The sequence below is a fragment of the Pandoraea capi genome (genome assembly GCF_902459735.1).
GTDB classification, from domain to species: domain Bacteria; phylum Pseudomonadota; class Gammaproteobacteria; order Burkholderiales; family Burkholderiaceae; genus Pandoraea; species Pandoraea capi.
Genome location: NZ_CABPRV010000004.1, coordinates 234,888 through 247,341 on the forward strand (window position 1 = coordinate 234,888; position 12,454 = coordinate 247,341).

8 protein-coding genes are annotated in these 12,454 nt (G+C 63.4%); 2 read left to right on the forward strand and 6 right to left on the reverse strand.

Translation table 11 applies throughout. The features are described from left to right. Positions 1–100: 100 nt before the first annotated feature. From PCA20602_RS11115 to PCA20602_RS11140, 6 genes are all read right to left on the reverse strand, one after another. Positions 101–2,353 (reverse strand): autotransporter outer membrane beta-barrel domain-containing protein, encoded by a 2,253-nt coding sequence (locus tag PCA20602_RS11115; RefSeq protein ID WP_150721279.1) that lies wholly within the window; start codon positions 2,351–2,353, stop codon positions 101–103. Between the two features lie 171 nt (positions 2,354–2,524). Continuing rightward, positions 2,525–4,774, reverse strand: a complete 2,250-nt coding sequence (locus tag PCA20602_RS11120; protein WP_150721280.1) for an autotransporter outer membrane beta-barrel domain-containing protein — start codon at positions 4,772–4,774, stop codon at positions 2,525–2,527. Positions 4,775–5,161: 387 nt separating this feature from the next. Beyond that, positions 5,162–6,286 (reverse strand): glycosyltransferase family 9 protein, encoded by a 1,125-nt coding sequence (locus PCA20602_RS11125; protein WP_174980983.1) that lies wholly within the window; start codon positions 6,284–6,286, stop codon positions 5,162–5,164. Between the two features lie 188 nt (positions 6,287–6,474). Further along, the gene (locus PCA20602_RS11130; protein WP_246182139.1) at positions 6,475–8,055 is read right to left on the reverse strand and encodes a rhodanese-related sulfurtransferase; all 1,581 of its coding nucleotides are present in this window, start codon (positions 8,053–8,055) and stop codon (positions 6,475–6,477) included. 151 nt (positions 8,056–8,206) lie between these two features. Then, entirely contained in the window at positions 8,207–8,872 is a 666-nt protein-coding gene (locus PCA20602_RS11135) for a cysteine dioxygenase family protein (protein WP_150721283.1), read from the reverse strand. Beyond that, positions 8,869–10,140, reverse strand: coding sequence for an acyl-CoA dehydrogenase family protein (locus tag PCA20602_RS11140; protein WP_150721284.1), 1,272 nt, complete (start codon positions 10,138–10,140; stop codon positions 8,869–8,871). Before PCA20602_RS11140 ends, PCA20602_RS11135 begins: the two co-directional genes overlap by 4 nt. 261 nt (positions 10,141–10,401) lie before the next feature. Between PCA20602_RS11140 and PCA20602_RS11145 the strand changes: the two genes are divergently transcribed. Then, on the forward strand, positions 10,402–11,499 hold the full coding sequence (locus PCA20602_RS11145) for an LLM class flavin-dependent oxidoreductase (RefSeq protein WP_150721285.1): 1,098 nt from the start codon (positions 10,402–10,404) through the stop codon (positions 11,497–11,499). Between the two features lie 49 nt (positions 11,500–11,548). After that, positions 11,549–12,448 carry a class II aldolase/adducin family protein gene (locus tag PCA20602_RS11150; RefSeq protein ID WP_150721286.1) on the forward strand — a complete coding sequence of 300 codons (900 nt, stop codon included), beginning with the start codon at positions 11,549–11,551 and terminating at the stop codon, positions 12,446–12,448. Positions 12,449–12,454 lie beyond the last annotated feature (6 nt).

Below are 12,454 nucleotides of genomic sequence, written 5' to 3' on the forward strand. Positions count from 1 at the left end.
AAAGCCCGACACCCTTGCGGGCAGTCAGGCCAAATGGAGAACATGGAACAACAACACTTCTCGGGCGACGCGCGCACGTCACCCTTGAACCGCAGACACCTCAGAATCGATAGCGCACGCCGACGTTGACACCCCACGGCTTATCGAGACGTTTGCCGATCGAGTAACTGCCTTCGGCATACGCCTGCAAATTCTTCGCCATCTGCGCAGCGAGGCCCGCACCGACTTCGAAGCGAGTGCCCGAGATGTCCTGCTGCAGATCGATACCGTTCACACGTACCGAGTTGCTGCGCACGAATTCGTGCGTCACTGCAAGCTTGCCGTACGGCTGGAAAGTGCCCTTGGCCGTCTCGAATGTTTTACCAAAGTGCATACCGACCGTGCCGAGCAGCGACTTCGTGCTGCTGGTCGTTGCATGCATACCGTTATCGAGCGTGAAATCCGATCCATTTGCCCACATGCCGGCCACCTGCCCGAACGGCTCGATAAACCAGCGATTGCCGAATTCGATCTTGCGCCCGACTTCTGCCGACAGACCCACGCCATGATTGACGAAATCGCCCTTGCTGCGCATACCGTCGCTCATCCGGACATCCAGCTCGGAGCCGAATCGGTTGTACTTGAGCACACCGTCGAAATAGAAACCGTTATTCGCCAGCCAGGTCGCGTATGCGCCGACGGTATGGCTCTCGATCGTGCCGCGCGAACCATTATTGAACTTCAGGCGGCTGGTGCTGGTGCCGAACATGCCACCGACCAGCCAGCGCCCCGCGTCGTTTTGCATCACGATGGCGTCGCCACCGGCGATGACACCCCACTGGTCCTGACTGTATCCCGTACCCGCCTCAGGGCGTGCGTTGTACCGGCTACCGAACGTACGCGCCCAAACACCGCCCGTATCGCCCTCGCCCAGACGCACTTCGCCCAGTCGCGAACGCAACACGGTGTGCTCACCTAGCCACGCGGTCGGCAATGCGCTGTGAATGTTCACGACCGCGTCGGTCCCTGGCGTAAGCTCTTCGGTGCGCTCCAGATACCACGATTGCTCGCCACCGGATTCACCGGTCGATTTCAGCACGTACGAATACACGCCAGCATCGACCTTGTCGCCCACGAGGGAGAACATGCCGTCACCACCGCCCTGTTCGACCAGAAGCTGCGTTTCGACACCGCCTTCCGTACCCGTGTTCTTCACGTGCAACTGGTGCGCACCGGTGGCGTTTTCGACGTCAAGCAAATCGGCGCCGCCCACTTGCAGGTCAGCCTGCATCTGGAACGTGCCGTTGCCGGATAGATCGGTGACATCGAGCTTGTGGAACGTGCCGTCGGCCGCCGTGCCATGGATATCGACGAAGCCGCCGTCCATCGTCATCAGGGCCATGCTGCTGTCGCCAGTCAGTGCCCATTTACCGTTTGAATTCACAGCCAGCGAGTCAACGTTGATCAGTGCCCCGGTCAACGAGCCGTGATTCTGCAACGTCAGATCCAGCCTTGCGCTGCCGTCGCTCACAATGTCGCCGGTCAGTTGGGCGTTGTCGACGGTGACGGTCGAATCAAGCCCCTCCCTGAGTTCGATCAACTTGCCGTCGGCCCCTGAAATCGTCGTGCCATTCGCAATCGTCAGCGATACGGTCTTGCCATCGACATGGTCCTTGTCGGCCTGGATCAGAATGCCAGCGCCCTCGATGCCTTCGATATGCGTTCCGTTGAGCACGGCCACGGATTCGTTGCCGTTCGGGCCGCTGGACAGCCAGATTCCGTTCATCATCCCGGTCACGGATCCGCCATTGATCAATACCCGGGAGTCCCGTGAGTACAGACCAGCGTTGTGCGTGCCGATCACGCCTTCCAGGCTGCTGACATGCGTGTCGTTCAGCTCGATCGTGGCCCCTGCCCCCATATGCACACCGAACCCATAACCTTTCACGGTGCTGTTGATGAGCGTCGCAACCGAACCTTCCGTATTTCCCCCGGCGGCACCGAGCCACAAACCGGCGCCTCGTGCACTCGAAATGTTGGAGTTCGCAATCGTCGCGGTCGTATTCTCCAGCGAGATCCCCGCGTTTACTCCCCCAGTGGAGTGGATTTCCGCGCCGTCGACATGCAACGTGCCACCGTTAGCGACCCGAATCCAATTGGTTGCGGCCCCCGGATGGATTGTCAGCGTGCTGCCGTTGAGCACTTGCCACATCTCCACGGCATCGCCAGGTCCATAAAGATCGTGCTGGCCGCCATCGATCAGGTTAGCCGCGTTCGCGGTAGTGCTCAGGCAGGCAAGAAGAATTGCGACACCTTGGGCGATCCGGTGTCGATGGGGTGACGCAGCTAAGCGCTGCGGCGTTGTCGTACGCATGATGGTCGTTTCCCAAAAAAGTCAGAACGACGCGAAGCGTACGGACAAACCCTAAAAAAACACGATTAATACGATAAAATACACCAATATTCACTGAAATTCATTGATATTTCACCTGACTCGCGAATCACAGCCCTATTTTTTCACTTGCAATACCCGGCATCGAACCAATCAGAAAGTGTAACGAACCCCCAATTGCACACCCCAAGGCTGGTTGATGTGACGTCCCACGCTGGATTCGATTTCTGAGTAAATCTGAAGATTGCGACGCACTTGCCCTGTCACCCCGGCACCGAATTCGAAGCGAGTACCCGAAAGATCGCTGTTGAAACCAATGCCGTTGACCATAACCTGATTGCTTTTGATGAACTCCTGGACCAGCGCAAGCTTGAGGTAGGGTTGAATGACGCCACCGCCCGACAGCGACAATGTTTTGCCAAATGCGGCCCCCACACGCAGTTGCACCGAGCCGGTGCGCGACGTATTGGATTGCATGCCGTTGGTCAGCGTAAAGTCGTCGCCACCGACACGCAACAGCGCGAGGTGGGCGTACGGCTCAAGGAACCAGTCACCATTGAATTTCATGTGACGACCGAATTCGAAGGTCGCCCCGAAGCTGTTTTCGCCAAAGCTGCCGTGCGCGCCTTCACCATCGCTCATGATGACGTTGGCGTCGTTCTGGAAGTGGTTGTAACGCACCACCGTCTCGAAGTAGTAGCCTGTGGCGCCGAGCCACGTCCCGTACAGACCCGCCGTGTAGCTGTTCACACCGCCGGTAGAACCACCATCGAACGAAAGCTTGCTGTGGCTCGTACCGAGCAACCCGCCGACAAGCCAGGTCCCGCCCCAGGCCTTGCCGACGACGGCATCCGCCCCTCCCATGACACCGTACTGCGTCTGACGGTAGTCGACACCCGACGTGGGTGTCGCGTGAAACTGCTTGCCGAACGTGCGCACCCACGCGCCGCTGTTGCCCTGGTCCTGAAGACGCACGTCGCCGAGTCGGGATCTCAAGATAGCCTGCTCGCCGTACCAGACTGTCGGCGCCACGCCCGAAATGCCGATGACAGTCTGTGCGCCCGGCGTGAGATCTGGTCCACCCGGTTCCCCGGGCTGCGCGTCAGTATTGAGCACCCAATTGTTACCGTCCTGCCGCAAGTCGTAACTATAGACACCCGCATCGACCTTGCCGCCGACGAGTGAGAATGCGGCCCCACCGCCGCCGGTCGTCACGACCGTCAACGGCGCAATCACACTCGGCTCGGCCCCGGAATTCGTGATGTGAAGCTGATACGTGCCCGTCGCGTTGCCCGTGATCGCCAGCAGATCGCCCGAATGGGTGGCGATGTTGGTGTTCATGTTGAAAGCGCCGTTACCCGAAAGTGTGCCGAGCGTGAGCGTGTGGAACGTGCCGGTGCCTGCAGCGGTGCCGGAAATATCGATCGTGCCGCTATTCATCGTCACAGTCGGCACCGTGTTGTTGCCTGTCAGCACCCACTTCCCGCCGGAATTCACAGCAAGTGAGTTCAGATTGACAAGCGAGCCGGTGAGCGACGCGTTGTTCTGAAGGGTGAGATCCACGACCGCCGTTCCATCGCCTGTCACGTTGCCCGTCAGTTGCGAATTGTCCACGACGACCGTCGAGGTGATTGCACCGACCGCTTTGATGACGTTGCCATCGCTTCCTGTGATCTTGGTGCCGTTTTCGATATTGACGCTTGCGGTTCTCGCGCCGGTGACGCCGGGTTGCGGCTGTATCAGAATGCCCGGGCCCGTATTACCCGTCACTGTCGTGCCGCTAAGCGTCGTGGTAGACGCGGTGCCATTCGTCGCCGTCGCGACCCACACCCCGTTCAACCCGCTCACGCTGCCACCAGTGACGGAAAGCGTCGAATCGAAGTTCGCCAGGCCAGCGTGAAATGGCCCCGTTCCGCTGCTGGTCAAGGTGCTGTTGGTAATCGTAAGGGTACCCTTCGTGCCAACCGTCGCACCGAATGTTGCCCCTGAGATCGTGCTGTTGGAAATCGTGACTACGGGGGCTATCGTTGACCCGCCGAAAGAGCCCATCGAAACACCGGCGCCACTGTTGCTGCTCACGGTCGAGTTCGAGATCGTGCCTGTCGTATTGAGAAACTGGATGCCGTCGTTCGCACCAATCGTGGCCGATACCGTCGCCCCATCGACGCTCGTCGAACTTCCCGATTCGACCGTAATGAAGTTAGTAGCGGCTCCCGGCGAGACCGTGAGCGTTCCGCCGTTGATGACCTGCCACGATTCGGTCGGATCTCCTGGCGCCGCCACCGTTTGGGAAACTCCATCCACGATCGCGCCATGAGCTTGGGCGGCCATACAGGCGACACATACGGCAACGGCCTGGGCTATCGGGCGACGCGTGAGCGCCTTGGGCTTTAGCGTTTTCATACGGTTCTCCCACACATAGGCATGACAAACCGATCGATACGACAAAATCGGCGGACGCTCCCACCAAGCGAACCGCCGAGAACCGAGCCCCTAGCCTGTCCACGCCATCGCCCCCGAGGTCACGGACTGTCGCGCCGCCCTCTCCGCGCAAGGGAAAACCCTATGCAATCATGAGGTTGCAGCATCTTTGTTGATTGAACGTTAGGTTCCGGCGCACGAAACCGCACCTGTCAACGTTGACAGGTGTCTCCACGGTGCTTTCGTGTAATGCTCGGAACGCGGCCGTCTCGGCGCGTGACACGCCTAGGGGCGGCGCAACAGGGGAAAAGCTGCCTCAGTTGCAGCGGCGGGAGGGTAAGACGAGGGCCCGTCGGACAGGGATATGGATTAATTCGACAGGCGCGACGACGTGGCTGCGAGCGTTGCAACGATCGTCTGCGCCAGTTCGACCGGATCGACGGCGCTCACATCGCTCTGGGTTTGCAAAGGTGTGGACTGGCAACGCGGCGTGAGGCGCAGATACGGCGGCTCGGCCGCAGCGAACAGCGTGACGCTTGGCGCGCGTGTCGTATGCGCCACGTGCATCAGGCCTCCGTCCGCGCCGACGAACAGCGACGCATTCGCGATGACACGCTTCGCGTCACGCAACGTCAGCTCGCCAACGAATGAGACCAGCTCGAGGTGCGGGAACTTCGTCTGCATGAGTTCACGGGCGGCATCTGCACCGTTGCCCGAACCCAACAGCACGATGCCCGTCGGCATGCCCGGTGCCAACGCCACTTCGTAAGCGTCGATACATTCGCGCCAATGGGTATAGGTGCGGCGCGGTTCGACCCCGCCCATCGCCAACACAATGAACGGTCCGGACGGCAAACGATTGACGATCGCTTGCGGCAAATCCATCTCTTCGCGCAGATACGGTTTTGCTCGGGCGAAGAGTTCGTCGGGGGCGAGTTGCAGATCGAAGACGTCGTTGACGGCAGCCAGACTGAACTGTGTCTGATTGCGATCCGGCCCATGGAAGAAGCGGAACAGGCAGGCGAACGGCAGCGCCGCGAAAAAGCGGCGTTTGATGCGCAGCGTCGGGTAGTTGAATTCCTGCAAGACCACGACATCGTAGTTCGCCGGATCGACGGCCGCCGGATCATCGTAGATGTTCCGGAAAATATCGTCGCCGTCGAACACGGCCTTCAGGCCCGATCCGATGAGCAGGTCGACCGGGCCTTCGCGATCACGCAGCAACGCGCGGCCGGACATGTCCATCACGGCATCGCCAACGGAAGCCTTGCCGCCATAGATCCACAACACACGTGCCTGCGGCGCGACGTGCCGCACCTCGCGTCCCGCCTGACCGCTGAGCGCGAGACGCAGGCGGCGATGGAGGTACTTCTTGGCGACGGAGAACTTCGAGGTGCGTTGCAGGAAGACGTCCGGCTCGTGGTACACCCACTCGTAAGGAATACGGGTGCACGGATCGATGAGGCTGGCGAAGCGGCGCTGCGGCTGTGACATGGATGGATCGGTCGGATCGAAAGCGGGTCGGCCGCTGCGCAGGCTCCGCATCACATGGCGCGCTCATGGAGAACCCATTGAGCACTTACGGGGGCGCGCGAAGCGGCTCTTGAAGTTCGGGAGTATGCCACGAGCGCGCTCCCGCGACGGGTGGCTCCCCTCACACGCCCCCGCCCATGAGTGCGTCCTTACACGACCTGAAAGTGATGCGTGCCGTCGCGATGCAACTGATCGACGAGACCGAATTCCCAGTCGAGGTAGGCCTGCATGGCCTCGGCGGCATTGTCGGTGCCTTCGTACGGACGACGGTAGCGGTCGTCGCGCGCGCTGGCCAGATGCGTCTCGCCGGATTCGAGCGGCAACCCCGCATTGATCCACGCCTGCGTGCCGCCATCGAGCACCACGATCTCGGCATCGGTCAGACGCCGCAGATCGGCTGCCGCGAAGCGTGCCAGCAGGCTGGAGCCGCAGGTCAGCACGTAGCGCTGCACAGGGCCGATCTCACGCAGCGCCTGCGCCAGACGTGCCCGAATCACGAACCATGCGCCCGGGATATGACGCTTGACGTAGTTGACGCCCGACGTGAAGTCGAGCACCGCGATCTGACCGGGCGTCGCATCGTCGAGCCAGCGCGCGAGCAACGCGGGCGTGACCGTGTCCACATCGGGCGCGCTCGGCGTGTGCAACGGCCAGCCGCCCTGCGCGTCGCGCGCCTCGTCGCCGTGCGGCTCGACCACATACACCGTCCAGCCCATCTGGGCGAGCCAAGAGCCGGTCATGTCGGCACGCACGCCGTCGTTGTCCGCAAGCACGATCCATGCGCCGCGCACCGGCGCCTGATGATCCGTCTCCTGCACCAGTTGGCCGCCCGGGGCGTTCGCAAAATCGGGAAGATGCCCCGCCGCGTACTCCTCCGGCGTGCGCACGTCGAACCGGTAGACAGTGCGCCCCGGGGCATTCAGGGACGGCAGCTCCGCCAACGCAATCCGACGCACCCCGGCACGATCCGCTACGTCACGTGCGCCTTCGCGGGCGACGGCCAGCGTGGCTTCACGCACGGTCGACGGGTGACGACGGTCGGCGCCGCGTTCCAGCGTCTGACCGGCAAGCGTCCAGCCGATGGTGCCGTTGCGCAGGGCCGCGACGGGATTCGGCAGACCGGCGTTGACAAGCGATTGCGTGCCGATGATGCTGCGCGTGCGTCCCGCGCAATTGACGATCACCCGCGTGGCCGGATCGGGCGCGAGTTCGCGCACGCGCAGCACCAGCTCCGCGCCGGGCACACTCGTCGAGCCGGGAATGTTCATCGTCTGGTATTCGTCGAAACGGCGGGCGTCAACGACGACCACGTCCGCGTCGGCATCGAGCAACGCCTGCACTTCCTGCGCCGAGAGCGACGGCGTATGCCGCAGCCCTTCCACCCACTCGCCGAACGCTTTGCTAGGCACATTCACGTCGCGGAAGACTTCGCCACCGGCCGCGATCCAGCCGTCGAGGCCGCCCGCGAGCAGATTGACGTCGGTGTAGCCGAGCTTGCAAAGCACGGCGGCGGCACGCGGCGCGAGATCCTCACCGTCATGCACGCCATAGACGACGATGCGCGTGTCACGGCGCGGAATGCGCGCCCACGCGTCGATCTCCACACGCGAGAGCGGCAGGTTGGCGGCCCATAGCGGGTGTGTCTGCGCGAACGGATCTTCCTCGCGCACGTCGAGCAAGGCGATTTCGTTACGCGCGAGCAACGCAGCGCGCACCTCGGCATAGGTCAGTTCGGGGAACGCGGCGTCTGCGGTCTGCGACGATACGTCGTTGGATGTGGGGGATGCGGTGGTCGATTGCACGGACACGGTGATTCCTTGAATTCGTCGAATGCCGACGCCTGCGGGTTCGTCAGGCCCATCAGGCGCGTCGGGCGTTTGTCTATTGTTTGTCGGCGGGCGGCGCGGCCTTGCCCCACGGGTTCGGCAGTTGCGCGTTGGCATAGCCGGAGACGAAGCCCTTGCGCTCGCCCGACTCGGTGAAGACGCTGCGGTGCACCGCCCCGATGTTCGCGCCGTAGACGTGGATGCTCACCGACACGCGGTCGTCGTAAGCGTTGCTCACGCGGTGGATGTCGCCCAGTCGCGGCGACAGCACTTCGACGTCGCCCGGCGTGAGCCGTACCGGATCACCCGCGATGACGGGCACGCCTTGCGCGTCCAGCACGTACGGCTGCGAGTCTTCCGCCCCGCGCAACATGCCGATCAGTCCCCACACGGTGTGATCGTGAATCGGCGTGCGCTGGCCCGGCCCCCACACGAAACTCACGATGGAGAATCGTTGCGCGGAATCGCAGTGCAACAGGAATTGCCGGTAATGCTCGGGATGCGGCGTAGCGAACGCCTCGGGCAGCCAGTCGTCGCGGGCGACGAGTTGCGCCAGCAGTCCGGCGCCCTCTTCGAGCAGCGTGGTCTCGTGCGGACGCCGCTCCAGCAGTCGCGAAAACGCAGCCACGAAGGTGCGCAGCGGGTCGAGCGCGTCGTAATCGTGTGCCGGCAAATCGCGCGACAAGGCGATGCCATCGAGCACTTCGGTCGTACCTGTCATGCAGATTCCCGGAAAGCGGCGAGCGCCTGCCTGCCGGCAGCGCCCAGAATGGTGTCGTTTTGCGGCGTGTGGATGCGGCTGCACAGCACGTCGCGATGATAGCGCTCAAGCGGGTTGTTGCGCGAAAGCCCATGGTTGCCCGACAGTTGCAGGGCCAGTTCCAGCGCGCGGATCGCGTTGCCCGTCACCGTGAACTTTAGCGCACCGCTGGCAATGTCGTCATCGGGTTCTCCCGCATCGGCTGCGTGCGCCGCAGCATCGAGCAGACGCTGATTGACGTGCAGCAGCGTTGCGATCTCCCCCACGGTCTCCTGAACACGCGGCAGGGTCGCAAGCGGCGCGCCGAGATTGCCCGGCACGCGTGTATTCAGGAACGTCACGAGCCAGTCGACGCCCGCGCGGGCGACGGCGTCATAAAGCGTGCCGAGCAATACGCTCATCCACGCCTGCTGCTCGATATGGGCATCGTTGTCGCGCTGCCCGATGCCCGCCGGCGCCCACTCGGACGGCGCACGAATGTCCACCGCATTGCCGAACGGCAGATCGATGTCCTCCAGAATGACCTCATGACTGGCAGACGCCCGCAGGCCGAGGTGATCCCAGTTCTGCACCACGCGAATGCCCGGCCGATCGGGCGACGCCTCGGCACCCGCCGGACGCGGCACGAGAAACACGCCGACACGCGGCTCCGCTTCGTCCGTGCGCGCCCACACCGAAAGCCAGCGCAGCGCCGGAATGCCGGTGCAATACAGCTTGCGCCCGGACAGCCGCCAGCCGGTTTCGGTACGTCGTGCAATGGTCGACGGCAAGCCGCCCCGCGCCGGCGTGCCGAGATCGGGCTCGACGCGCAGCGCATTGATGAGCGAGCCGTCACGCACCGCGCTCTCGAACACCGCGCGACGCTGCGCTTCGGCCCAGCGCGTGCTGGTTCTCACGAGCGAGCGATGCTGGAGATAGGTCATCGTCAGTACGAGCGCCGTGGCCGATTCGCCGGCGGCGACAGCCCCGACGATGCGGCGCGCCGTCGCCAATCCGCCGCCACCGCCGCCCTCGGCACGCGGCACGATTTCGGCGATCAGGCCATGACGATGCAGCAGCGCAAAGTTCTCGAACGGAAAACGGGCATCGCGATCGAGCGACGCCGCGCCCTCGGCCAACGCGCGCGTGATGGGCGGCAGCAGCGCGTCCAGTTGAGCCAGGCGTGCGGGGCCGTCGGCACGCGGCAGGGGCAGTACCGCCCCGGAAGGTGCGAGACCGGAAGAAGACATGATTTTGGAATAAGCAAATTCGCGTTCGGCACCCTGTGCGCCTCACTGCGTGTCGGTATGACCGTGCCCATAGCGTAAGGCCCGGCATGGCGCGGCCCAACCATCCATATCGAATAATCTTTGCGGAAATGATTATTTAACGGCCGGAGATTGTTTGCGTAGGCTCACTCCCATTCACCGTCTGTTCCGATCGATGGGCGTGTAGCGCAAACCGACCCACGTCGCCGTGCACGCGTCCCCTGTCAAAAAATGGAGAGCGTCATGAGCGTCGAAATCATCGGCATGATTCAAAGCAGTAAGCAATCCGAAATTCATCCCAAGAGCGGTCCGGTCGTCGACCGCGACTACGTGCGCAACTTCGCGCGAGCTCACGAGCAATCGGGCTTCGACCGCATTCTCGTGCCGCATCACTCGACCAGTCCGTCGGCCACGCTCACAATCGCCTACGCGTCGGCCGTGACCGAGAACATCCACTTCATGCTCGCGCATCGTCCGGGGTTCGTCGCCCCGACGCTGGCCGCACGCCAGATCGCCACGCTCGACCAGTTCAGCGGCGGACGTCTGGGCGTTCACTTCATCTCCGGCGGCTCCGACGAAGAACAGCAGCGTGACGGCGACTTCCTGCTGCACGACGAACGCTATGCGCGCACGGACGAGTACCTGAGCATTCTGCGTCGCATCTGGACGGAAGACACGCCGTTCGATCACGACGGCAAGTACTACCGCTTCAAGCAAGGCTTCTCCGAAGTCAAACCCGTGCAGCAACCGCACGTGCCGATCTTCTTTGGCGGCGCCTCCGAGGCTGCGCTGGAAGTCGCGGCCAGGCATGCGGACATCTATGCGCTGTGGGGCGAGTCGCTCGATCAGGTACGCGACATCACCACGCGCGTACGCGCCGCAGCGGCGGTATATGGCCGCGTGCCGCGCTTCTCGGTGTCGTTTCGTCCGATTCTGGCCGAGACGGAAACCAAGGCCTGGGAGCGCGCCGACAAGATTCTTGCGCAGGCGAAGGCCATTCGCGAAGCCGCGGGGCTGCCGCAGGGCTCGGCACTGCAAAGCGAGGGCGCTCGCCGCCTGCTCGCCGCCGCCGACAAGGGCGCGCGTCTGGACAAGGTGCTGTGGACCGAGATCGCCAAGCTCATCGGTGGACGTTCGAACTCCACCGCACTCGTGGGCACGCCGGAACAGGTCGCCGACGCCCTGCTCGATTACTACGACCTCGGGGTCACGACGTTCCTCATTCGCGGCTTCGATCCGCTGGGCGACGCCATCGACTACGGACGCGAGCTGATTCCGCGCCTGCGCACGCTGGTCGCCGAGCGCGACCGTCAGCACGACGCCACGCGCCGCGCCGCCTGACGGACCAGTCGCCCCGTCACTTCCCCACTCGACGCCAAGGAGAAACTCAATGGCTGCCGTTCTGCCCGTCGACACCCACAGCTTCGGACGTACCTCGCCCACCTCGCCGGCGCCCATCACCCCGGCCACCGTCACCACGCCGACCGGCCTTGTGCTCAACGCCGCCCCGGCGCAGCGCTTCTGGTTCGACGCGCCGCCCGTGCGCAGCGACATCGTCGCCGAGCGTCGCCATCGTCAGACACGTCTTGCCGCCGCGTTCCGCATCTTCGCGCGTCACGGCTTCGACCTCGGGCTGGCCGGCCACATCACCGCGCGCGATCCCGAGCTGACCGACCACTTCTGGGTCAATCCGCTCGGCGTGCACTTCTCGCGCATCAAGGTCTCCGACCTGCTGCTCGTGAACGCAAAGGGTGAGACCGTCGTGGGCGATCGGCCCCTCAACAAGGCGGCGTTCGCCATTCATGCGGCGATTCACGAAGCGCATCCGCATCTGGTCGCCGCTGCGCACACCCATTCGACCTACGGCAAGGCATGGTCGACGCTGGGCCGCGCACTCGATCCGCTCACGCAGGACTCGTGCGGCTTCTTCGAAGACCACGCGCTCTTCGACGACTTCACCGGCATGGTGGTCGACGACAGCGAAGGCAACCGCATCGCGCACGCACTGAACAAGCCCGATGGCAGCGGCACGGTCAAGGGCGTGATCCTCAAGAACCACGGCATTCTCACCGCGGGCCCGACGGTCGAGGCCGCTGCGTGGTGGTACATCGCGCTCGAGAACGTTGCGCACACGCAGTTGCTCGCCGAGGCCGCCGGCACGCCGCAACGCATTGATGAGGCGACGGCGCGTCACACGCACAGTCAGGTCGGTGGCCCGGAAGGCGCGCTGTACTCGTTCGAAAGCCTTTACGAGGGCCTCGTCGAAGCCGAGCCGGATCTGCTCGACTGACTTTGC